Annotated in this window: 21 protein-coding genes, 12 tRNA genes and 1 pseudogene (1 of these 34 running past the window's edge); 2 read left to right on the top strand and 32 right to left on the bottom strand. The window is 37.5% G+C overall.

Features of this window, described 5'->3' with window-relative positions; translation table 11 throughout:
• Window positions 1-97: 97 nt before the first annotated feature.
• The 13 genes from DET63_RS26675 to DET63_RS26615 form a co-directional block, all read right to left on the bottom strand.
• Window positions 98-168, bottom strand: a tRNA-Gly gene (locus tag DET63_RS26675).
• Window position 169: 1 nt separating this feature from the next.
• A tRNA-Pro gene (locus DET63_RS26670) sits at window positions 170-246 on the bottom strand.
• Between the two features lie 3 nt (window positions 247-249).
• Window positions 250-326, bottom strand: a tRNA-Arg gene (locus tag DET63_RS26665).
• 96 nt (window positions 327-422) lie between these two features.
• A tRNA-Leu gene (locus tag DET63_RS26660) sits at window positions 423-505 on the bottom strand.
• Between the two features lie 16 nt (window positions 506-521).
• Window positions 522-594, bottom strand: a tRNA-Lys gene (locus DET63_RS26655).
• A 5-nt stretch (window positions 595-599) separates the two neighbouring features.
• Window positions 600-674, bottom strand: a tRNA-Gln gene (locus DET63_RS26650).
• 87 nt (window positions 675-761) lie between these two features.
• Window positions 762-837: transfer RNA gene (locus DET63_RS26645), tRNA-Asp, on the bottom strand.
• A 3-nt stretch (window positions 838-840) separates the two neighbouring features.
• Window positions 841-917 (bottom strand) — tRNA-Met (locus DET63_RS26640).
• A 24-nt stretch (window positions 918-941) separates the two neighbouring features.
• Window positions 942-1,017, bottom strand: a tRNA-Val gene (locus DET63_RS26635).
• A 4-nt stretch (window positions 1,018-1,021) separates the two neighbouring features.
• Window positions 1,022-1,096: transfer RNA gene (locus DET63_RS26630), tRNA-Glu, on the bottom strand.
• An 8-nt stretch (window positions 1,097-1,104) separates the two neighbouring features.
• Window positions 1,105-1,195 (bottom strand) — tRNA-Ser (locus DET63_RS26625).
• Between the two features lie 5 nt (window positions 1,196-1,200).
• Window positions 1,201-1,275 (bottom strand) — tRNA-Asn (locus DET63_RS26620).
• Between the two features lie 114 nt (window positions 1,276-1,389).
• Window positions 1,390-1,845 carry a SprT family protein gene (locus tag DET63_RS26615; RefSeq protein ID WP_113938351.1) on the bottom strand — a complete coding sequence of 152 codons (456 nt, stop codon included), beginning with the start codon at window positions 1,843-1,845 and terminating at the stop codon, window positions 1,390-1,392.
• Between the two features lie 210 nt (window positions 1,846-2,055).
• Between DET63_RS26615 and cmpA the strand changes: the two genes are divergently transcribed.
• Window positions 2,056-2,172, top strand: a complete 117-nt coding sequence (gene cmpA / locus DET63_RS26610; RefSeq protein WP_001143642.1) for a cortex morphogenetic protein CmpA — start codon at window positions 2,056-2,058, stop codon at window positions 2,170-2,172.
• A 57-nt stretch (window positions 2,173-2,229) separates the two neighbouring features.
• Here cmpA and DET63_RS26605 read toward each other — a convergent pair whose 3' ends face one another.
• The 6 genes from DET63_RS26605 to acpS all read right to left on the bottom strand — a co-directional run bounded on the left by DET63_RS26605 (window position 2,230) and on the right by acpS (window position 8,174).
• Window positions 2,230-4,398, bottom strand: a complete 2,169-nt coding sequence (locus DET63_RS26605) for a Tex family protein (protein ID WP_113938355.1) — start codon at window positions 4,396-4,398, stop codon at window positions 2,230-2,232.
• Between the two features lie 68 nt (window positions 4,399-4,466).
• Window positions 4,467-4,817, bottom strand: coding sequence for a type II toxin-antitoxin system endoribonuclease NdoA (gene ndoA / locus DET63_RS26600; RefSeq protein ID WP_000635965.1), 351 nt, complete (start codon window positions 4,815-4,817; stop codon window positions 4,467-4,469).
• A gap of 4 nt (window positions 4,818-4,821) precedes the next feature.
• Window positions 4,822-5,109 (bottom strand): antitoxin EndoAI, encoded by a 288-nt coding sequence (locus DET63_RS26595; RefSeq protein WP_000004570.1) that lies wholly within the window; start codon window positions 5,107-5,109, stop codon window positions 4,822-4,824.
• A 311-nt stretch (window positions 5,110-5,420) separates the two neighbouring features.
• Window positions 5,421-6,590 carry an alanine racemase gene (gene alr, locus DET63_RS26590; RefSeq protein WP_002009971.1) on the bottom strand — a complete coding sequence of 390 codons (1,170 nt, stop codon included), beginning with the start codon at window positions 6,588-6,590 and terminating at the stop codon, window positions 5,421-5,423.
• Between the two features lie 117 nt (window positions 6,591-6,707).
• Window positions 6,708-7,658 carry a LolA family protein gene (locus tag DET63_RS26585; RefSeq protein WP_113938354.1) on the bottom strand — a complete coding sequence of 317 codons (951 nt, stop codon included), beginning with the start codon at window positions 7,656-7,658 and terminating at the stop codon, window positions 6,708-6,710.
• Between the two features lie 156 nt (window positions 7,659-7,814).
• Window positions 7,815-8,174, bottom strand: coding sequence for a holo-ACP synthase (acpS, locus tag DET63_RS26580; RefSeq protein WP_113938350.1), 360 nt, complete (start codon window positions 8,172-8,174; stop codon window positions 7,815-7,817).
• Between the two features lie 92 nt (window positions 8,175-8,266).
• Here acpS and DET63_RS26575 point away from each other — a divergent pair, with 92 nt between their 5' ends.
• Window positions 8,267-8,815, top strand: coding sequence for a rhomboid family intramembrane serine protease (locus tag DET63_RS26575; protein ID WP_002139859.1), 549 nt, complete (start codon window positions 8,267-8,269; stop codon window positions 8,813-8,815).
• A gap of 171 nt (window positions 8,816-8,986) precedes the next feature.
• Here the strand turns inward: DET63_RS26575 and uvsE are convergent, their stop codons facing one another.
• The 13 genes and pseudogenes from uvsE to DET63_RS30855 all read right to left on the bottom strand — a co-directional run.
• Window positions 8,987-9,949 (bottom strand): UV DNA damage repair endonuclease UvsE, encoded by a 963-nt coding sequence (gene uvsE / locus DET63_RS26570; protein ID WP_113938349.1) that lies wholly within the window; start codon window positions 9,947-9,949, stop codon window positions 8,987-8,989.
• Between the two features lie 92 nt (window positions 9,950-10,041).
• Window positions 10,042-11,658: a degradosome RNA helicase CshA gene (cshA, locus tag DET63_RS26565; protein ID WP_002063522.1), complete on the bottom strand. Its 1,617-nt coding sequence runs from the start codon at window positions 11,656-11,658 to the stop codon at window positions 10,042-10,044.
• A 306-nt stretch (window positions 11,659-11,964) separates the two neighbouring features.
• On the bottom strand, window positions 11,965-13,341 hold the full coding sequence (murF, locus tag DET63_RS26560) for a UDP-N-acetylmuramoyl-tripeptide--D-alanyl-D-alanine ligase (RefSeq protein ID WP_113710262.1): 1,377 nt from the start codon (window positions 13,339-13,341) through the stop codon (window positions 11,965-11,967).
• A 59-nt stretch (window positions 13,342-13,400) separates the two neighbouring features.
• Window positions 13,401-14,489, bottom strand: a complete 1,089-nt coding sequence (locus tag DET63_RS26555; RefSeq protein WP_113938348.1) for a D-alanine--D-alanine ligase — start codon at window positions 14,487-14,489, stop codon at window positions 13,401-13,403.
• A 300-nt stretch (window positions 14,490-14,789) separates the two neighbouring features.
• Entirely contained in the window at window positions 14,790-16,064 is a 1,275-nt protein-coding gene (locus tag DET63_RS26550) for an MDR family MFS transporter (protein WP_002009960.1), read from the bottom strand.
• A 107-nt stretch (window positions 16,065-16,171) separates the two neighbouring features.
• Window positions 16,172-17,587, bottom strand: a complete 1,416-nt coding sequence (bcaP, locus tag DET63_RS26545; RefSeq protein ID WP_113938347.1) for a branched-chain amino acid transporter BcaP — start codon at window positions 17,585-17,587, stop codon at window positions 16,172-16,174.
• Window positions 17,588-17,845: 258 nt separating this feature from the next.
• Window positions 17,846-19,018 (bottom strand): homogentisate 1,2-dioxygenase, encoded by a 1,173-nt coding sequence (locus tag DET63_RS26540; RefSeq protein WP_113938346.1) that lies wholly within the window; start codon window positions 19,016-19,018, stop codon window positions 17,846-17,848.
• The gene (locus tag DET63_RS26535) at window positions 18,984-19,940 is read right to left on the bottom strand and encodes a fumarylacetoacetate hydrolase family protein (protein WP_113938345.1); all 957 of its coding nucleotides are present in this window, start codon (window positions 19,938-19,940) and stop codon (window positions 18,984-18,986) included. Before DET63_RS26535 ends, DET63_RS26540 begins: the two co-directional genes overlap by 35 nt.
• A 66-nt stretch (window positions 19,941-20,006) precedes the next feature.
• Window positions 20,007-21,125 carry a 4-hydroxyphenylpyruvate dioxygenase gene (gene hppD, locus DET63_RS26530; RefSeq protein WP_002140158.1) on the bottom strand — a complete coding sequence of 373 codons (1,119 nt, stop codon included), beginning with the start codon at window positions 21,123-21,125 and terminating at the stop codon, window positions 20,007-20,009.
• A gap of 310 nt (window positions 21,126-21,435) precedes the next feature.
• Window positions 21,436-21,546 carry a DUF3948 family protein gene (locus DET63_RS26525; protein ID WP_001083697.1) on the bottom strand — a complete coding sequence of 37 codons (111 nt, stop codon included), beginning with the start codon at window positions 21,544-21,546 and terminating at the stop codon, window positions 21,436-21,438.
• A 42-nt stretch (window positions 21,547-21,588) separates the two neighbouring features.
• Window positions 21,589-21,705 (bottom strand): DUF3948 family protein, encoded by a 117-nt coding sequence (locus DET63_RS26520; protein WP_002029425.1) that lies wholly within the window; start codon window positions 21,703-21,705, stop codon window positions 21,589-21,591.
• A gap of 35 nt (window positions 21,706-21,740) precedes the next feature.
• A complete protein-coding gene (locus DET63_RS26515) occupies window positions 21,741-21,851 on the bottom strand; it encodes a DUF3948 family protein (RefSeq protein ID WP_001058532.1) in 111 nt (36 codons plus the stop codon).
• Window positions 21,852-21,894: 43 nt separating this feature from the next.
• Window positions 21,895-21,976, bottom strand: a pseudogene (locus DET63_RS30855) (DUF3948 family protein); it runs 134 nt beyond the window's last position.

Here is a 21,976-nt window from a genome sequence, read left to right as displayed (position 1 = left end):
CAGGATCAAACTCTCCAATAAAGTTAGTTTGTCTAGCATCTAAAAATAAAAATTGACGTTCACGTTGTTTGTTTCGTTCAGTTTTCAAAGAACTAAAAGCGGGTGAAGAGAATCGAACTCTCGACCAGAGCTTGGAAGGCTCTTGTTTTACCACTAAACTACACCCGCGTGGTCGGGAAGACAGGATTTGAACCTGCGACCCCCTGGTCCCAAACCAGGTGCTCTACCAAGCTGAGCCACTTCCCGTTATGGCGCGCCCGAGAGGAGTCGAACCCCTAACCTCTTGATCCGTAGTCAAACGCTCTATCCAATTGAGCTACGGGCGCTTATTCATGATGTTTTTTCGTCGTTGTATTTTGGCGACTCAATTATCTTACCATACTACATTTTCAAATGCAAGTACTTTTTAAAAGATTTTTTGATGCGGCCGAGAGGACTTGAACCTCCACGGGGTTTCCCCCACTAGGCCCTCAACCTAGCGCGTCTGCCGTTCCGCCACGACCGCGCGGAAAAAACAAAAGTGAGCCATGAAGGATTCGAACCTTCGACCCTCTGATTAAAAGTCAGATGCTCTACCAACTGAGCTAATGGCTCGTAAATGGCTGGGCTAGCTGGATTCGAACCAGCGCATGACGGAGTCAAAGTCCGTTGCCTTACCGCTTGGCTATAGCCCATCGAAATAGTTATCTTCTTTTCAAAGACAAATGTTATTTTACCATAATGTCCAATAAAAAACAACTGCTATATAGCAGAAGTTAAAATGGCGGTCCCGACCGGGGTCGAACCGGCGATCTCCTGCGTGACAGGCAGGCATGTTAACCACTACACCACGGGACCATTTGGTTGCGGGGACAGGATTTGAACCTGCGACCTTCGGGTTATGAGCCCGACGAGCTACCGTACTGCTCCACCCCGCGATAATATTATTTATATAATTTATATGGTGGAGGATGACGGGATCGAACCGCCGACCCCCTGCTTGTAAGGCAGGTGCTCTCCCAGCTGAGCTAATCCTCCGAAGTGGTGACCCGTACGGGATTCGAACCCGTGTTACCGCCGTGAAAGGGCGGTGTCTTAACCACTTGACCAACGGGCCAATATGTATGGCAGAGAAGAAGGGATTCGAACCCTCGCACCGCGTTAGCGATCTACTCCCTTAGCAGGGGAGCCCCTTGAGCCACTTGGGTACTTCTCTGTATATGGCTCCGCAGGTAGGACTCGAACCTACGACCGATCGGTTAACAGCCGATAGCTCTACCACTGAGCTACTGCGGAATAATGAAGACAATTTGTATCTTATAAAAATTCTCATCGTAAGTCAAGAAGTTTTTTCACAACATCTTGCGCAAACGTGACATGTTTATAATATACTGGATTGCGTTTTCACTGTCAAGATGTTTTCACTACCAGTTTTAGTTGTCCTTTACACTTTCCACATACATATCTTTGTGTATTTATTTGACGTCTTCTTACATATTGAAAAGAACACCCCATACATTCATACATAAAAACTTTCGTTTCCTCCTCACTAATCATTCGTTTACAAAAACGTGGTGCACCTACTTTCTTTAATAACTCACGAAAATCTCTATCTCGATGCTTATACCCTTTTCCTGTGATATGTAAGTGATAATGACAAAGTTCATGTTTAACAATCCCGACTAACTCTTCTTTTCCATATACTTCGTAATATCGATAATTCAATTCTATATTATGATTCTTCAATAGATAGCGCCCACCAGTTGTACGTAACCTACTATTAAACATCGCTTTATGTAAAAACGGCATTCCAAAGCATTGTAACGATACCTCTTCCACTAACCGCTGAATTTCTTGCTCATCCATTCTCATTCCTCCTAAACTAAAAAATATTTCCACACTTTTCTCCCTTCTTATACATATAGTAAATAGTACATATACCCATCCTCATTCAAGAAGCGTGATTTCTAAAAATGCAGCATTGCTAGAAATCCACTCACCAACCTCTCATCAAAGTTACTTTAACTAAAAGGAGCTACTTTTTTTGAGAGCAGGATTAAACAAGGAGGGATTCCTATGCCCACGTGGCTAAAGAAGCAAATGCAACGTGCATATTTTGAGAAAAACCGGTATCAAATCAAGTTACTAAATGAATGCTGGTTTTATTATAGTAAAATACATCAAAGCTCATAATCAATTAAACTTTCCAGTTCATAAAAAAAGAGCAGTTTCATCTGCTCTCTTTTCTTACTATTCAATCGGTAACATTGATAATGCAACACGACCTTTTTTCGTATCAATATCATCTACCCATACCTTTACAATTTGTCCCACGGATACAATATCTAATGGATGCTTTACAAATTGTTTGCTTAGTTTAGAAATATGTACTAAACCATCTTGCTTCACACCAATATCAACAAAGGCACCGAAATCAACAACATTGCGGATCGTTCCCTCTAATTCCATACCACGCTTTAAATCTTCTAATTTTAAAATCCCTTTTTTCAGAAGTGGCTTTGGCAACTCATCCCTCATATCTCGCTCCGGGCTAATTAAAGCATCCATAATATCAACTAATGTCGGCTCACCAATCTCCGTCTCTTGAGATAATTTAGAAATATCTACTCCTTCGAAACTCTTTTGCAAGTTTGGTTTCCCCACATCATTCTTTGATAACCCTAAGCTCTTCAATAGCAATTCAACATTTTTATATTGTTCTGGATGAATCCCTGTGCGATCTAACGGATTCGCTCCTTCTAATATACGTAAAAACCCGACACATTGTTCATATGTTTTTGCACCTAAACGTGGGATTTTCTTTAATTCAGTACGCTTCGTGAATTTCCCATCTTCCTCACGCTTAGCTACAATATTTTTCGCAACTGTTTTTGATAATCCCGAAACATATTGCAACAATGCAACTGAAGCTGTATTTACATTAACACCAACTCGGTTAACTGCCGTCTCTACTACAAATGTTAATGATTCATTTAATCTCTTTTGAGATACATCATGTTGATATTGCCCCACTCCAACAGATTTAGGGTCAATTTTCACAAGCTCTGCAAGCGGATCTTGTAGACGTCTCCCAATTGAAACAGCACTTCTTTCTTCAACCTGTAAATTTGGAAACTCCTCGCGAGCTACATCAGATGCTGAGTACACACTAGCACCCGCTTCATTTACAATAATGTAAAATACATCTCGCTCTACATTTTGTAATACATCTACTATAAATTCTTCCGTTTCCCTCGAAGCTGTACCATTTCCAATCGCTATCATTTCAACTTCATATTTATCTATAATTGAAATGATTTTCGTTTTTGCATCCTCATATTTACGAGCAGGCGGATGCGGATAAATAACATCTATGTGAAGAACTTTCCCTGTATCATCTACTACAGCTAATTTACAACCGGTTCTATATGCTGGATCTACCGCTAACACAACTTTCCCTTTCATCGGAGGTTGTAATAATAAATTACGTAAATTCTCAGAGAAAATATGAATCGCTTGTTCTTCGGCCGTTTCCATTAATTCTTTACGAATTTCTCTTTCTATTGAAGGTTGAATTAATCGCTTATATCCATCTTCCATCGCTAATTGTACATAATGTGCACTTTTAGAAGCTTCATCAAGAATCATTTTTTTATGTAAAAACTGAAGAATTTCTTCAATTGGCGTGATAACAGAAACTCTTAATACGTCTTCCTTTTCACCACGATTCATAGCTAGTACACGATGCGGCACTACTTTTTGCAACGGTTCTTCATAGCCATAATACATTTCATATATATTCTTTTCATCTTTTTCTTTATCTTTTACAGATGAAGACATAATCCCTTTTCGAAAAGTAGTATTGCGAATCCAACTACGATATGCCGCATTATCCGAAACAAGTTCCGCAATAATATCCTGCGCACCTTGCAACGCATCTTCTGCAGACGCCACTTCCTTTTCTGCATTAACAAATTCCATAGCCTTCTCTGCTGGATTTTCTTTTTTATATAATAATAGCCACTCAGCTAACGGTTCTAATCCCTTTTCTTTAGCAATTGTAGCTTTCGTTCTTCTTTTTTCTTTATATGGACGATATAAGTCTTCTACTTCTTGAAGTTTTGTTGCAGCAACAATATGACGACGCAACTCCTCGGTTAGTTTACCCTTTTCACCAATAAGACGAAGAACCTCTTCTTTCCTATCTTCTAGTTGCATCATATATTGCCATCTTTCTAAGATTGCACGAATTTGCACCTCATCAAGAGACCCTGTCCATTCTTTTCGGTAACGAGCGATAAATGGAACTGTGTTACCTTCTTCTGTTAATTGAATAACATGACGAACTTGCTTTTCTGTAAAGCCTAATTCTTTCACTAACATTTTCATTAACCCTTGTCGATTATCTACCATTTCCATATCCAACCGTAACCTCCTCTATAATAAAAAAAAGTTGCCCTGTAAAGAGAGCAACTTAAACTGCCGATTTAAAAATCTATTAGTCCTAAACTAATTTGTAACGCTTCATCTACACGACTCATCATCACTTCATCCAAATGAGTGATTTTGTCCGTTAAGCGTTGCTTATCGATTGTTCGAATCTGCTCAAGTAAAATAACAGAATCCCTCTCAAAACCGTACTTTTTCGCATCAATTTCCACATGAGTGGGTAATTTCGCTTTTTGAATCTGTGCAGTAATAGCCGCTACAATCACAGTCGGACTAAAACGATTTCCGATGTCATTTTGAATGACAAGAACCGGACGAACGCCTCCTTGCTCAGAACCAACAACTGGGGAAAGGTCTGCAAAATACACGTCGCCGCGTTTTACAATCAAAATATTACCCCCCGCTAACTAAGCGTTCTACTGTATGAGCTGCTTCATACTCTGCTAAGAAAGCTTCAGATGCAATACCAAGATTAATTTTTCCCATTTCAATGTACCCACGTCGCATTGATTCATGTTGGTAGCGTTTCTTCGTCTTATGTTGACGCAATAACAGTTGTGTTGCCTGGCAAATTAGTTCATGGCGATTCTTATTCTCTTGTTTTCCAATTCCGTCCAATTCCGTTACCATTTGCTTTGGCAACCGAACCACGATTTCAGTAGTTACACTTGATTCGGACACAAAAATACACCTCCACCGTCAACTACACACCCAAATATATATATGACACCTATTGTAATAATACCATTGTATGGAGCCTGTTGCAAAGACTTCCTTATTCCTTGCTTATGTTTTCCAATTCATAAATAAAACATTCATCTTCTTTTACTTTTTATCTCTTTCAAACAAGAAATAAAGCAATCCTTCAGTAATATTTCATTGCAACTTATATTAATAACAAGTATAAAAAGAAGCTCCCCAGCGAAAAAGAGCCTATTCTTTATTAGTGAAACTCCTCCAAATGACGAGATGCTGAGTAATAATACCTCCTTCTATATATCGTTCAAATAATTGATTACTTCTACAACTTTACCGTGTCGTATAAATATTCTCGGTACACGGAAGCTTATCGTTGCAATAATTTCATAATTAATAGTCCCGGAATATTCAGCAACCTCGGTAGCACTAATATACTCATCACCTTGTCTCCCAATGAGTGTAACTTTCGTACCAAGTGGCACTTCACAAGGAAGATGTATCATGAATTGATCCATTGTCACTCGCCCTACAATCGGTACTCTTTCACCGTTTACAAGTACCTTAAACCCTTGCAATCTTCTAAGCCAGCCATCTGCATACCCAATCGCAACTGTCGCAATCCATTCTTCGGTTCTCGTTCGGTATGTGACATTATAACTAATCCCATCCCCTTTAATCACTTGCTTAATATGAGCAACTTTCGTATGAAGTGACAACGCTGGTTCCAATTTAAACGGTAAAAAAGGACGTATTTCTACAGATGGGGATAGTCCATACATCGCAATACCAATTCGCACTGCATTAAATGTAATCCCTTGAAATCTTAACGTTGCAGCACTATTGGCTGTATGGACAAATTTAGGGTTCACTCCAAATTCTTTCAACCAACTTAACTGCTGCAAGAACGTATTATATTGCTTATCAAAGTAAGAAGTCTCAACCTCATCGGATGTTGCAAAATGTGTATATACTCCTTCTAACTCTAAAAATGGCGCGCCTTCTAAACTCTTTAAGAACCCCTTTAATTCTTTGCGTTCGCGTATTCCAATTCTCCCCATACCACTATCAAAATTAATATGGAATTTCATTATTGATGAACCATCCCAGAGCTTTATCGCGTCTTCTACCCATTCTTTTTGAAAAACAGTTAATGCTACATCATTTTCAGCAGCAACATTTACATCACGAGGAGGGGAAGGACCTAATACTAAAATCGGTGCAGTAATACCAGCCCTCCGAAGCACTAAAGCTTCATCTAAAAAAGCAACTGCTAATCTTGTTGCCCCTGCTTCTAATGCGGTTTTAGCCACTGGTACATAATCGTGCCCATATGCATTCGCTTTAACTACAGCAAAAATTTCTACATCACTTGGAATGAACTCTTTAATATGCGTAACATTGTTATAGATCGCATCTAAATCCACTTCCACCCAAGTGTCACGGTAAAACGGTGCTTCTTCCATAAATACACTTCCTTATACACGATATGCGAAGCTTATTCTTTTATATGCTTCTTTTATGAAATCCACCTTCAAACTAAGAAAAGACGTGGTGCACATATATCACCACGTCTAAGAAGTTTACTTCACCTGCTTCGCTGTAACCGAACGAGCAACCATCAACAACTCATTCGGCTCTAAACCTTTAGACACGAGCATATATTCTACTCCGTTATGTGACCACGTTACAGAGTCTTTCGTCAATGCACCAATCGTGAAACCAAGATCAACCGGCTCTCCACTTACACTTACCGCCGATGAGGCCTCTGCAACTTTTGACTTTTCTTGTATTAAAGTAAAGGATTTCTTACTTCCAGTGTATGTGAGTATTGCACGCTTGCCACTGTCTGTCTTCAACTCTTCTTCCTCTTTCAAAGTCATACCTTGCGGTGTATCACGTGGATACAAAATAGCAAACGGTTTGTCTTCTTTCGCTGCCGTCTGAACATCCACTTGTGCTCTAGACATATTTTGTTTCGTATCAAATGCACCTTTATCAAACTTTGCATCAAATTTTACTTTAGTGAAATCTACTTTTACAAGGACATTTTGATCATTATCCATCAGTTTCACAGAAACTGGTGTTAAATCACTTTTATTCAGCTTAATCTCTTGTTTCGGCAACATATTTTGATGTTGATAATTTGTTTTTGTTTTAAACACATAATACTTATCTGTTTTCTCGAAAGAGAGATTTTTCTTATCTTGCAAAATATCTCTTACAAGTGATTCATATAAATAAGCCTGGCTACTATTTTGCGGCCAATCACTTTGAAAACGGAAACTCTTATTAAGTGCCGGTGTTAATACAAATACACCTTCATCATTCCTTAAAATAATTTGACTCTGATCCTTTTTCGCATTCTGCAAATTCACACGATAATACGAAGGTTCTTTATGCCAAATTTCTACATTGTACTCTTGAGGTTCATTTCCTGTTTTAATAGATAATTTCGCTTCAGCTTGATAACTCTTCATACCTTTAACTTTCGTTTCTAAATCTCTCACAACATCTTCTTGTTTCTTTTCCATACAACCCGCCAACACAAAAACGGTCAATAAACCGACAAGAACTAAAAACAGACGCCTTTTCATCACTTCAGCCCCTTTGCCCCTATAAATGAATGGAAGATATGCCTTCCTTATCGCTACCTCAAATATATGAGACAAAGATATAAAATATGCAGACTAGCGTGACGAGCTTTCCAAAACAACTTGAGCAACGGCAAATTCTTTACTATGACTAATTGATAAATGAACAATATGCTCTGTATTTGTAATGATAATCGGCTTACCTCTATCATCATTCCTTACTTCAATATCTAAAAAACTCACTTCTTTCCCGATACCGGTCCCTACCGCTTTAGAATACGCCTCTTTTGCTGCAAATCTTCCAGCTACGAATTCTGTAAGACGACTTCCTTTCAGCCCCTCGGCAACACTACGTTCTCTTTCAGTTAAAACACGTTCCATAAATTTAAGCTTTCCATCTAGCATTTTTTCAATTCGATTTAACTCAATAATATCGATTCCAATCCCTATAATCATTTCAAAATCCCCTTCTTCTATTTAGCTTTCTTCATTCATATTGTAAGAATAACAGAGAATCTTTCTGATGCAAAAGGAGTGATACTAACAACATGCTAATACCATCCACTCGCATTTCCTTACAACCGATTATCATTTCTTTACTTCTTATACAATTAGTCATGATTATATTGAGCGACTTTTCCCTCTTTCACCTGGCAGCCTACAATGAATATATCGCTAAAGGAGAATGGTGGCGTGTCATAACTTCCTTACTTGTACACGTAGACTTACAACATTTCCTTTCTAATAGTATTTGTTTATTTGTATTTGGTTCTTCTATCGAAAAACAACTAGGACACTTTTCTTTCATCATTATTTTTTTCCTTTCTGGCATTCTCGGGAATATTTCTTCTTATATTATTATGCCTCTTGAATATATTCACGCCGGAGCATCTGGTGGTATTTTCGGATTACTAGGCGCCCAATTATTTTTATTGTATAGTCGATATCGTTCTTCAAAACCAAGAGACATCGCTATTTTTTCAATAATGATACTTATATTACTACTATTTACTTTCTTTAATCCCTCTGCCAATCCTATAAGCCATTTAACCGGCTTAATAATCGGCGGCATGTGCACCCCTTTTTTAATAAAGTGAAACTTTAATCAGTGGGGATATTTTCCATCCCCCACTGATTATTAGCCCGCACCAATCGGGCTTTTACGGGCAGCCCGGCTCCCACCTAACTCCCTCGCATTCGCCGAATTTTGAGGCGGGAGTCTTACTGCCCGGCAAATAGCGGGACAAAAAAAAACGATGGCGCAGAGCTTATTTAACATAGAAGCTCGCACCATCGATAATTTCCACATCTGTTTGTTTACTTAACTCTCTCATTAGTTGAAATAAAGACTCGTCCTTTTTCTTCGCCTCAATCATACAATCAATTCGCGGAACACTCCCCTTTATCTTTTTCAAAAAAGATAAGAAAGTATCTACATCAATAAAATCTGCATGTGCTCTCGGGTTCTTTCCATCTCTAGGACTGGAGATGTGCATTTTAACTGGTAACAAAGACGATTCCCACGTATGTACAACACGCGCCCAATCTTCATGCCAATCTTCCTGGTCATTATTCATCATATGATGGTGCAAATCAAACACGACTGGAATGTCTAATTTCTCACCTAAATACAATGTTTCTTCTAAAGAAAAGGTCGTGTCATCATTTTCTAATATAATCATCTCTTGAATACCTCTTGGAACAGTTGACCAATTTTCTATAAAGCGTTCTAATGCAAGCTCCTTATCTTTATAACCTCCTCCCACATGTAATACACATCGTTGCTTATGTTCAATTCCCATACCCTTTAACAATTTTTTGTGCATCTGCAATGTCTTTACAGATTGTTTGAAAATACTCTCCTCAGGTGAATTTAGTACAACAAAGTGATCTGGATGGAAGTCAATTCGCATATTCATACGAATTGCATATTCACCTAATTCTTTCAGATTTTCTTTTAACGGACGAATATAGTTCCAATCTAACAACTCCTCATGATTCGCTAAAGGAATAAGCTTGGAACTAAGTCGAAAGAAAGATATATCATGCCCTTTATTATGTTTTAATAACCGTAAGCAATTTTCCAAATTCGAATTAGCGATTCTTTCAAGTTTACGAATTGCAGCCTCTCGATCATCAATCCGCTGAAACTGTGCATATGTCATCGTTTGAGATGGAGAAGCATTCTTCAAATGTACACTCATCGCAACATACCCAAGTCTTACAAGCATATAGCACCTCATTTCTATACGAGTTACTATGTAGTATGCACAATTACAGAAATAAAAAAAGAGAATGCCAGCAAAGGGCATTCTCTTTTTTATTAAGCTTGTGGACGGCTATGATGTTTTCTTTCGCCGCGTCCATTTGAAGATCCAGGGCGACCTTCACCTTTACGACCACGGTTACCATCACGGCTACCAGCATCACGGCTACCGCCATCACGATTACGATCACGGTTACGACCATCGCCACTTCCGCTTCCACGTCCATCACGATTGCGATCACGGTTACGACCATCGCCACCGCCGCGTCCATCACGACTACGATTACGGTTACCATCACGGTATCCACTTCCGTTACCACCGCGTTTTTTAGAACCGCCACCGCCACCTCTTGAAACAACTGGTGGTTCTGATGTTAAAGCGATCGGAGTTGTATCCGGCTCTTTTGTCATCATTTTTAAAGCAGCAGCTACTACTGTTACAGAATCATTCTCTTCTAACATTTCTTCTGCAATACGCTTGTAGTATGATAAGTTATCATTTTCAATTGTGCTTTGAAGTTTTTCAGCGATTAAACGTTGTTGACCTTCTAACGCCTCGTCAAGTGTCGGTGCGTCCATACGATCAACCTTACGTTTTGTTGTACGCTCGATATTTTTTAATTGTCCTGATTCACGTGGTGTTACAAATAACATTGCAATACCTTTTTTACCAGCACGACCAGTACGACCGATACGGTGAACGTATGATTCTGGATCTTGTGGGATATCGAAGTTGTATACGTGTGTTACGCCTGAAATATCAAGACCACGTGCAGCAACGTCTGTTGCAACAAGAACTTCAATAGTACCTTCTTTAAATTTACGTAATACAGACATACGCTTCGCTTGTGTTAAGTCACCGTGAATACCTTCTGCTGCATAACCACGTAAGTTTAATGCTTCTGATAATTCATCAACACGACGCTTTGTACGACCGAATATGATTGCAAGCTCTGGAGATTGAATATCTAGTAAGCGTGTTAACACGTCAAACTTTTTCTTTTCTTGCACTTCTAAATAGAACTGCTGAATGTTTGGCATTGTTACTTCTTTTGCTTTTACTTTAATGTGTTGAGGCTCAGTCATGAAACGCTCAGCAATACGACGGATTGGATCTGGCATTGTCGCTGAGAATAATAATGTTTGATGTGTTTCTGGCACATCTGTTAAAATCGCTTCAATATCTTCAATGAAGCCCATGTTTAACATTTCATCCGCTTCGTCAAGAACAACAGTCTCTACGTTTTGTAAGCGAAGTGTTTTACGGTTGATATGATCTAAAATACGACCCGGCGTACCTACAATAATGTGTGGGTGTTTTTTTAGAGCACGAATTTGGCGGTTAATATCTTGACCACCATAAATTGGTAGAATACGAACACGTTTATGTTTACCAATTTTGTATAGCTCTTCTCCAACTTGAATTGCTAATTCACGCGTTGGCGCGATAACAATACCTTGAACTGCTTCTTTATTTGTATCCACTTTATCTAATAGTGGTAATCCGAATGCTGCTGTTTTCCCTGTACCTGTTTGCGCTTGCCCAATAATATCCTTACCTTGCAATGCATGTGGAATTGTTTCAGCTTGAATCGGCGTAGCCTCTTCAAAGCCCATACTTTCAACAGATTGTAGTAAAGACTCACTTAATCCTAGTTCTCGAAATGTTGTCAATGTTACTTCTCCTTTTCTATCCTATACTTATCATTTAAAAAAAGGCGTTTTCCGAACTTGCGGAAAAGCCATTTTCCTGAATACTTACGTATATAACCGGGCGTATATTCTTCACGAAAATACTTCTAAACGTTATTACACTTTATCAATTATAAGTTTTGTAGGTGTAAAAAGCAAACCCCAACTGTTACCTTATTTCATATTCAGAGCTTTTTTCTTTACTTTTATTTTTTTATCGTTTACTGTAAGCGCTTATTATAAGTTTCCACTATTTTCGTGGCTATCATCCCTATTTATATACACCAATTATTTCAACATCGTAATTACTTCTTCTAATTTCATGCCGCGAGATGCTTTTACTAATACAACATCTTTCGTACCGACTACTGCTTGCAACTCTTTTATTAACTCTTCTTTACTATCATACGCTTTTACACGGTCTTTAGGGAAATTAATTTTTGCACCTTCAGCAATTTGAGCCCCTAATTTACCATATGTGAATACATATGAAATTTTTGCTGGATCAATTAATTTACCTACTTCATAATGAAATTGCACTTCTTGATTTCCAAGTTCTAACATATCACCAAGCACAACAATTTTTTTAGCAAATCCATCTAAACCATTCATTAGGTGGAACGCAGCTTCCATAGCTGTTGGACTAGCATTATAAGCATCATTGATAATTGTTAAACCACTATCTGTTTTTACAATTTCCATACGCATACCTGTCATTTGAAGTGTTACTAAACCTTGTTTCATTTCTTCCCACGTTACACCAAAATGTTTTGCAATTGCCATTGAAGCAAGCGTATTATATACATTATGCTTTCCTAGTACTGGCAAATAGAATGACAAAGTTTCATCCCTGTTCATCTTAAAGTGTGTCCCAGTAGCCTGCAATGTTACAGTAGTTGGATAGTAATCATTTGCTCTCGCATCACCAAATGTAACTGTTTCAGCTGCTAAATTCATTTCTGGAACACGATTCGTTAATAGCGGCTCATCTCCATTATATACGAACACGCCACCCTTTTGTAAACCTGTAACAATTTCTAACTTTGCTTCAGCAATCGCCTCACGAGAGCCTAAATCCATTAAGTGCGCCTCACCAATGTTCGTGATAATAGCTGCATTAGGACGAGCTAACTTAGATAGAAATTCAATTTCTCCTCGGCTTGACATGCCCATTTCTAATACAGCTACTTCTGTATTTTCCTCTAAATTTAAAATAGTAAGAGGTAAACCGATGTGGTTGTTGAAATTACCTTCTGTTTTTTGAACTTTAAATTTAGTCGCAAGAATACTTGTTACAATATCTTTCGTAGATGTTTTACCATTACTACCCGTTACACCAATAACTTTTACATCCAATTGATCACGATAGTTTTTCGCTAACATTTGCAATGCTGCTAGTGTATCTTCTACAAAAATAACCGGAAGATTTTCAGGTGGGTTTTCTACATCTTTCATCCATAATGTAGCAATCGCCCCATTTTCAACAGCTTTGTCTACAAAAGCATGTCCATCGAAACGTTCACCTTGAATTGGAACATATAAATTTCCATTTTCAATTTTCCTCGTATCAATAGACACTCCTTGTATAGTAATTCCCTCATACCGCTCTGCTAATCCAGTACCATTTATCATCTGCTCTACTTGTTTTAACGTTCGATTTATCATGAAAACACTCCTTACATAGAGGAAGCACTATTCCTTCGAATAGTGCTTCCTCCTTTTTGTTAGATTGTATATTTAATTTTTTGTTTTTCTTCGTGACGCTCAATCGCTAAGCGAATTAGCTCTTCAATTAATTCCGGATACGGTAACCCTGTATGTTGCCATAATAGAGGGAACATACTAAACGGCGTGAATCCTGGCATTGTGTTTACTTCGTTAATATATACTTCTCCATCTTTCGTTAAGAAGAAATCAGCTCGTGTTAAGCCCGAACCATCTAATGATTGGAATGCGATAATTGCATCTCGCTTAATTACATTAGACTCTTCCTCTGTCATTTCAGCTGGAATAATTAACGCTGTATCACCATCGATGTATTTCGATTTGTAATCATAAAAATCTTTTTTCGGTACAATTTCACCTACAACTGAACATTTCGGCTCATCATTACCTAATACACCAACTTCTACTTCACGACCTACAATATTTTCTTCTACAATAATTTTACGGTCAAATTGGAATGCCTCTTCGAATGCATTCTCAAGCTCTTCACGATCATTACACTTATTAATACCAACACTTGAACCAAGGTTTGCTGGTTTTACGAAGCAAGGATATCCTAATACTTCTTCTACTTTTTCATACGCTGTTTCACGATCTTTTTCCCATGCACTACGAATGAAAGATGCATATTTCGCTTGTTTCAATCCAGCTTCTGCAAAGATATTTTTCATAACAACTTTATCCATACCAGCAGATGATGCTAATACACCGTTACCTACATATGGAATGTTTAGTAATTCTAATAACCCTTGTACTGTTCCATCTTCGCCATTCGGTCCATGTAATAATGGGAAAATAACATCAATTGCATCTTCTTGTTTATAAGTTGCCGTTGGGATAATTTCTGTACTTAATGATACAGGAGAAATTGTATTCTCTTCCCCACTCATTTGTAATGCCTCAACATTTGTTACTTCGCCTTCAATACGCTCTCCACGCATCCATTGGCCTTGTTCTGTAATATAAATTGGATGAATCTCGAATTTATCTTGATTTAATGCTTTAATAGCAGCAAGAGCCGTTTGTAACGAAACTTGATGCTCAGCTGATTTTCCACCGTATAATAAACCTAATTTAATTTTTGTCACTGAAATCACCCTAACCAATTGTTTTCATTTTTCTATTTTAGCACTTTTTATAAAAATAGGTAGTTCCTATTTGAAATAAAATGTAACTTCCACAAATAATTAAAAGACACCACTTATTGGTTTTCTACACTTTTTCTCTTTAATTTCTACACAGCTAAATAAAATTAAACTTTAGAGCAAAATTGCTATCTAATCTAGTTATGTACCTAAAATATGTAGAAATCCACTTTGTGTGTATGTCATCTATATTACCCTACCATTTGTGGAGAATGAAAAAACACTGATTAAAGTTTCATTTTATTAAGAAGACTGTTTTGTAGGCGTATCTTTTTGCCTCTGCTCAACAAGACGATCTAAAGAAACATATACAAAGCCTGCAACTACACACCCTACACTTAAAATTGTAAATAAGTAGTGACCAAGCAAACGATCCAATAAAAAACCACCAAGAAGTGGACCGAATGCACTTCCTGTAATCCACTGCAAACTCGCCGCCCCCATATAGGTTCCTCTCAAATGCTCAGGGGCCAAATTCGCTACAAACGTCATCTGTACAGGCGACATAATCATCTCGCCTAACGTATATATGGCATAAACAAACATTAACGTCATTAAAATAATTGTAGCATTTGTATCATATTCTCCAAACCACTTCGGTAACCATCCTATAAAAAACAAACCAATTCCGAACAAACACGCACCGTATAACATCGTCTTTCCAACAGGTTTATCTGTCGCCCATTTTGAAATTTGAAATTGAAATAAAACAACTAATAGACCATTTAATGCCATTAAATATGGGTATGGATTGTTGACTCCAAAAATATCCTTCATTTCGTTATCAAAGTGAAGCGGTAACATGCCTTCTGTTTGAGAAAACCCCATAGAAATAATGATCCCCGCTAACAAATAAATCATTAACGCCTTATCTCTCATTAAAATTTTCCAAACTGCTCCGGATTCCTGCTCTTTACTTTTTTCCGTCATATCCGTAATTTTTGGCATTGTTTCTTTAATAAGTACTAACACTAGTAGCGCATAAAACAACATAGCGGATGAAGCAATAATAAACACGAGGTTCTTTGATAAAACAACTACTGATGCTCCCATTATCGGTCCAATTGCAGCACCAATATTGTGTCCCATTCGCAATAAACCATATGCTTCTGTTCTTTTTTCTGGCGCCGTCACATCTGCAACCATCGCTGATGCTGCTGGATGAAATAAAGAATTACTTAACCCTAAAAAAATAGATAAAATAGCGTATGGAATAAATCCTTCGATAAATAAAAAACCGAGCATTAATAACGCATTACTCGCCATTGAAAATATCATAATTGGCTTTCTTCCATATATATCAGCTATTCTTCCGCCTATAAGCGAGCCAAAGCTTGCAGCTATTGGAGAAAGCGCCATAATGATTCCAACTTGTAATAAAGAATCTACCTTATCTTTTAAATATAGTGCAAAAAAAGGCATTAACATCATCATCGCAATTCCGTTCAATGTCTCACCGATAAATCGAATCCATACGTTACGATCCATCTCTCTTAACTCACGCCATGTATTTTTCACATTTTCACCCCTTTAGTTCGCCAACAATTATCTTATAATACATTCAGAAAAATGTAAATTTTCAAAATAAAAATCCATCCTAACAGAATTAGAATGGATTTTTCCATTTATAAATTTGCTACATCTTCTTCTTTTTTACTATTATTTAAAACACTACGCTTTCTACTATAGGCGAAATAAACTACTATACCGATAACCATCCAAACACCAAAACTAATCCAAGCTGCCGCTGATAATTGAAGCATCAAATATAAGCAAAAGATAACTGTTAATGCTGGTAAAAATGGTACGAGCGGCGCCTTAAACGCCCTTGGCAAATCAGGATGAGTTCGTCTCATCACAATGACAGCAACAGCTACAAGTGCAAATGCTGACAAAGTTCCCATATTTACAAGATGTGCTAAAACATTTAAATCTATTAATCCTGAAATAAGTGCTGCAATAATACCTGTTGTCCATGTATTTAAAAATGGTGTTTTAAATTTCGGATGAACTTTAGCAAGACGCTTCGGTAACAATCCATCTCTGCTCATTGCATATGAAACACGAACTTGCCCATACATCATAACTAGCATTACAGTTGTAATTCCTGTAATTGCTCCTACTGATATCACTCCCGCCAAACTATCTTGTCCAATAAATTGAAGTGCGAAAGCAACTGGATCTGATATATTCAACTGACCGTATGGAACAATCCCTGTCAAAATAAGTGAAACAACAATGTAAAGAACCGTACAAACTAGTAACGATGCAATAATTCCAATCGGCAAATCGCGTTGTGGGCGCTTCACTTCTTCTGCGGCTGTTGATACAGCATCAAATCCAATGAATGCGAAGAAAACTGTAGCTGCTCCAGCCATTACACCATCTAACCCAAATGGCATAAAAGGTGTCCAATTTTCAGGTTTTACATAATTAAATCCGGCGAAGATAAAAATGAGAACAACTGCTAGTTTAATAAATACCATTATATTATTTACACGTGCACTTTCACGAACACCTCTAGATAAAAGAACCGTCATAACTAGAATAATTAGAACTGCAGGTAAATCAATTATTCCACCCTTTCCAGTACCAGGGGCCGAGGAGAGAATGGTCGGAATATGAATCCCAAATCCCTTTAATAACGATTGAAAATACGCTGACCATCCATTGGCTACAGCAGATGTGGCTAATAAATACTCGAGCATTAAATCCCATCCAATTAAGAAGGCAAATACTTCTCCCATCGTCGCATACGTGTACGTGTAAACACTCCCTGAGACAGGAACTGAAGAAGCAAATTCAGCGTAACAAAATGCAGCAAAGGCACAAGCTAATGCAGCTATAGCAAATGATAATATAATAGCTGGTCCAGAATGTTTCGCTGCTACAACGCCAGTAAGAACAAAAATACCAGTTCCAACAATTGCTCCGATTCCAAGCATTGTTAAATCAAGTGCCCCTAACGTTCTCGATAATGTCTTTTGTTTACTTTCTTGCAGTAACGTTGAAATTGGCTTCTTTTGAAAAATTTGCTTCATACTGTGCTCCTCCATGATTTTAGTTTTCTGAAAATTTAATTTATTTTTTTCATTTTACCCACGGCATGTTTTTTAGTCAATACTTTTGTCGAAATAAACAGAAAACTATCGAGATACATACTATACTCTTATCATCCTTTTGATAAAAAGATTCAGACAATCATATCTATATATATTTTCATAACTTTTTTTGGTATTATTATACATGTCGATTCCATAAAAGAGGCATGCTCCCGTAGTGAGCATGCCTCTTTTTACTTATTTCGCAGTATATGAACCCTCTTCAATCCAGCTATACATATATTTTTCATCTTCCGTCTCATGTGCTTGTTTTACAATACGAAGCGGACGGAATGTATCTATCATAACAGCCAGTTCAAGTGTCTCTTTCTTCCCTATACTCGCTTCTGTTTTCCCTGGATGTGGCCCATGCGGGATCCCGCTTGGATGAAGCGTAATTGAACCTTCTTCTACACCTTTTCGGCTCATAAAATTACCTTCTACATAGTACAGTACCTCATCACTATTCACATTACTATGATAATATGGTGCCGGAATAGATTCTGGATGATAATCGTATAAACGCGGTACGAAAGAGCAAATGACGAAATTATGCCCTTCGAATGTTTGATGTACTGGTGGTGGCTGATGAATACGACCTGTAATTGGTTCAAAATCCTCCACATTAAAGACCCACGGATATAAATACCCATCCCATCCAACAACATCTAACGGATGGTGCCCTAACACATGCTTGTGCATATAACCTCTCGACTTTGTCATTACGACAAACTCACCTTTTTCATCATATGTCTCCAATTTCTCCGGTCCACGCATATCTCTTTCACAAAACGGACTATGTTCTAACAATTGCCCATATTCATTGCGATAGCGACTTGGTGTTGTAATTTGGCTATTTGCCTCTACAACAAGAAACTTAGTCTCTCCCTCATCTGGAATAACACGATAAATCGTTCCAATTGGAATTGTTACATAATCACCTTTTCTATAGTGAATCGTTCCAAACATCGTTTCAATTTTTCCTGTTCCATAATGAACAAATAACATTTCATCGCCATCACCATTACGGTAAAAATAATCCATTTTTTCTGTTGGACTCACTACTCCAATTAATAAATCCTCATTCCCAAGCATAAAGTTTCTTCCGCTTACTGCATCACCAGTTTTTTTATTTTCTTTCGTACGGAAGTGGCGATGAGCAAGAGTAACATCCTCTTCATACTGTAACTGACAAGAATGCGATAATGCCGCATGCCCTACTTCTGTTGGCATATAATGATGATACAAAATAGACTGGGTACCAGAGAAACCTTTTGTCCCCATTACCTGCTCACGATAAAGCGATCCATCTTTTTTACGAAATTGTACATGTCGTTTATGAGGTAGCTCCCCCATGTGACGATAAAACATGCCCATCACCTGCTTCCATTTCTTTTTTGACCGTATTACGTAACGTACCTAAACCCGTAATCGACAGCTCTACAACATCTCCATCTTGCAGCCACTCTTCCGTACCAAGCTCCAAAATACAGCCCGTTCCCACTGTACCAGACCCGATAACATCCCCTGGATATAACGTAACATCTTCCGAAGCACGTTCAATCATTTCAGAGAATGCATAATAAATATCTTGGAAATTCCCTTTTGATAACAGTTGCCCATTTACATGAGCAGTCATCTCTAAATCATAACGATCACCATTACGATAAACGTCTAATTCCTCTTTCGTAACGAGATACGCTCCTAATGAAGTTGCAAAATCTTTTCCTTTCGCTGGACCGAGTCCCACTTTCATTTCTGTTGCTTGTAAGTCCCTTGCACTCCAGTCGTTCATAATGCAGTAACCAAAAATATATTCCTCTGCTCGTTCACGAGAAATGTTTCGTCCTTCTTTCCCAATTACGCAAGCAATCTCTAACTCATAATCAAGCTTTTTAGACTTCTTCGGACCAATAACAAAATCATCTGGTCCAATAACAGCACGGTGGTTCGTAAAATAAAAAACCGGGATATCATACCATTCAGGTACAACATCTAGCCCTCTTCGTCCGCGAGCTGTTTTTACATGCTGCTCAAATGCATAAAAATCTCGAATGCTACTCGGATTAGGAATTGCCGCTGCTAATTGAACTTCCTCTAAGGAATATATACCCTTTTCAGGATTCTTAATATTACGCAATACTTCTACATACTCATCTGCTTTCTCTAAAAAGGCGAACATAGAAGAAGGTAATTGTCCATTACTTGCAAGATTCATATCGATTACTTTGTCACCTTCAAGCCATCCAGCTCGCATTTCTTTCGATGGGAGACGAAATGTAACAAATTTCATCGTGATTCCTCCCTATGAAAATGAAATTTCCACCAACAAAGGAACTCTTGCTGGTGGATACAAATTTTATAAATTTCCGCGACGCTCTTGTTCTCTTTCAATTGATTCGAATAACGCTTTAAAGTTCCCTTCGCCAAATCCACGAGAACCTTTACGTTGGATGATTTCAATAAATAGAGTTGGACGATCTACAATTGGTTTCGTAAAGATTTGTAATAAATAACCTTCTTCGTCACGGTCTACTAGAATCTTCAATTCTTTTAATCTATCAATTTCTTCATCAATTTTTCCAACACGTGCTGTTAACTCATCGTAATACGTATCTGGCGTATCTAAAAACTCCACGCCATTTGCACGAAGTACTTCAATTGTTTTTACAATATCACTTGTTAATAAAGCGAGATGCTGTACACCTGCTCCGTTATAGAACTCTAGATATTCTTGAATTTGTGATTTTCTTTTTCCATCCGCTGGTTCATTAATCGGAAACTTAATACGACTTCCATTCGTCATAACTTTTGACATTAATGCCGAATACTCTGTACTAATATCATCATCGTCGAAATGGATCATTTGTTTAAATCCCATGACGTTCTCATAATAACTAACCCATTCTTCCATTTTCTCAACGTTACCAACTACATGGTCTACAGCAATTAAACCAGACTCTTCAAATGGAATATTAAATTCAACCTTTTGGAATCCTGGCATGAATGTTCCTTTATAATTTTTACGCTCTACAAGCGTATGAATTGTATCACCATACGTACCAATAACCGCTTTCTTCAAGGTACCTTCCTCATCTGTTAACTCTTCAGGAGGAGCAATCGCAACAGCGCCACGTTTTACAGCTTCAGAGTAGGCTTTATCAACATCATCAACAAGTAAAGCCACATCCTTCACTCCATCACCATGAGTCTTTACAAACTCTGCAATACGACTATCGCTACTTAAAGCTCCAGACACAACAAAACGCATATTTTTTTGCACAAGAACATAAGATACCTTTTCACGGTTTCCTGTTTCTAATCCAGAATAAGCTACAATTTTGAATCCAAACGCTCTCGCAAGATAATAACTTGATTGCTTTGCATTCCCTACGTAAAATTCCAAATGATCTACATCACGTACCGGAAAAAAGTCCTCCATTTGTGCAGCTAGCGTATCCATAGATTTTTGTTTCATAATATCTTCATCCCCCTGTAAATAGATTAAATGGTCCATACTTAAAACCAACCGAAAACGCTTCCAACATCAATTAATAGAAATTAGTTAGCAAGCTAACAATTTCCGACCTTTAAAATTTTCTATCTTTTCTGTCAAATTCCTCTTTTTTTCTTACATATAAAATTCGACTTTTTTCTCTTTAAAGTAAGGGGAAAATATTAATACTTGAAGGTATATATGAGAGGAAAACAAAAAAGACTCCAACATATTAACTACTTACTAATATGTTAGAGTCTTTATTTTTTTTGAATGATTGTATTTATATTTTTCATACTAATATATTTGCAAGGAATAGAATAAATGATGTTAATATTACCGCTCCGCCTAATGATCCTAATAAATCTGTTTTTGTTACTTGTAACACTTGTTCACTGTTCATATTCCTCATTCTCCTTTCATTTTGTACAATTTAAAACTTTTATTATACTAATACGCTTGATAGAAATACGATTAATGCTGTTAATACTACTGCTCCGCTTGCTGATCCTAAGAAATCACCTTTTGTTACTTGTAATACTTGCTCTTTCATATCTTTCATTCTCCCTTCATTTATCTTTTTTTACAAAACTTCTATTATACTAATACGCTTGATAGAAATACGATTAATGCTGTTAATACTACCGCTCCGCTTGCTGATCCTAAGAAGTCACCTTTTGTTACGTTTAATACTTGCTCGTTGTTCATAATTTTCATTCTCCCTTCTCTTATTTTTATTACAAAACTTCTATTATACTAATACGCTTGAAAGAAATACGATTAATGCTGTTAATACTACCGCTCCGCTTGCTGATCCTAAGAAGTCACCTTTT

The sequence above is a fragment of the Bacillus sp. DB-2 genome (assembly GCF_003315125.1).
GTDB lineage: Bacteria > Bacillota > Bacilli > Bacillales > Bacillaceae_G > Bacillus_A > Bacillus_A mycoides.
The sequence above is the reverse complement of the archived record's forward strand: the minus strand, read 5'-3'. Positions and strand labels throughout refer to the sequence as shown.

What these genes read in the sequence shown, in the direction of transcription:
- DET63_RS26515 (WP_001058532.1), bottom strand. Translation starts at nt 21,851, where the DNA reads ATGAACAACGAGCAAGTATTAAACGTAACAAAAGGTGACTTCTTAGGA.
- bcaP (WP_113938347.1), bottom strand. Translation starts at nt 17,587, where the DNA reads ATGAAGCAAATTTTTCAAAAGAAGCCAATTTCAACGTTACTGCAAGAA.
- DET63_RS26535 (WP_113938345.1), bottom strand. Translation starts at nt 19,940, where the DNA reads ATGAAATTTGTTACATTTCGTCTCCCATCGAAAGAAATGCGAGCTGGA.
- DET63_RS26525 (WP_001083697.1), bottom strand. Translation starts at nt 21,546, where the DNA reads ATGAACAGTGAACAAGTGTTACAAGTAACAAAAACAGATTTATTAGGA.
- DET63_RS26615 (WP_113938351.1), bottom strand. Translation starts at nt 1,845, where the DNA reads ATGGATGAGCAAGAAATTCAGCGGTTAGTGGAAGAGGTATCGTTACAA.
- DET63_RS26540 (WP_113938346.1), bottom strand. Translation starts at nt 19,018, where the DNA reads ATGTTTTATCGTCACATGGGGGAGCTACCTCATAAACGACATGTACAA.
- DET63_RS26585 (WP_113938354.1), bottom strand. Translation starts at nt 7,658, where the DNA reads ATGGAAAAGAAACAAGAAGATGTTGTGAGAGATTTAGAAACGAAAGTT.
- hppD (WP_002140158.1), bottom strand. Translation starts at nt 21,125, where the DNA reads ATGAAACAAAAATCTATGGATACGCTAGCTGCACAAATGGAGGACTTT.
- DET63_RS26520 (WP_002029425.1), bottom strand. Translation starts at nt 21,705, where the DNA reads ATGAAAGATATGAAAGAGCAAGTATTACAAGTAACAAAAGGTGATTTC.
- alr (WP_002009971.1), bottom strand. Translation starts at nt 6,590, where the DNA reads ATGGAAGAAGCACCGTTTTACCGTGACACTTGGGTGGAAGTGGATTTA.
- DET63_RS26605 (WP_113938355.1), bottom strand. Translation starts at nt 4,398, where the DNA reads ATGGAAATGGTAGATAATCGACAAGGGTTAATGAAAATGTTAGTGAAA.
- murF (WP_113710262.1), bottom strand. Translation starts at nt 13,341, where the DNA reads ATGATAAATCGAACGTTAAAACAAGTAGAGCAGATGATAAATGGTACT.
- DET63_RS26575 (WP_002139859.1), top strand. Translation starts at nt 8,267, where the DNA reads ATGCTAATACCATCCACTCGCATTTCCTTACAACCGATTATCATTTCT.
- uvsE (WP_113938349.1), bottom strand. Translation starts at nt 9,949, where the DNA reads ATGCTTGTAAGACTTGGGTATGTTGCGATGAGTGTACATTTGAAGAAT.
- acpS (WP_113938350.1), bottom strand. Translation starts at nt 8,174, where the DNA reads ATGATTATAGGGATTGGAATCGATATTATTGAGTTAAATCGAATTGAA.
- cmpA (WP_001143642.1), top strand. Translation starts at nt 2,056, where the DNA reads ATGCCCACGTGGCTAAAGAAGCAAATGCAACGTGCATATTTTGAGAAA.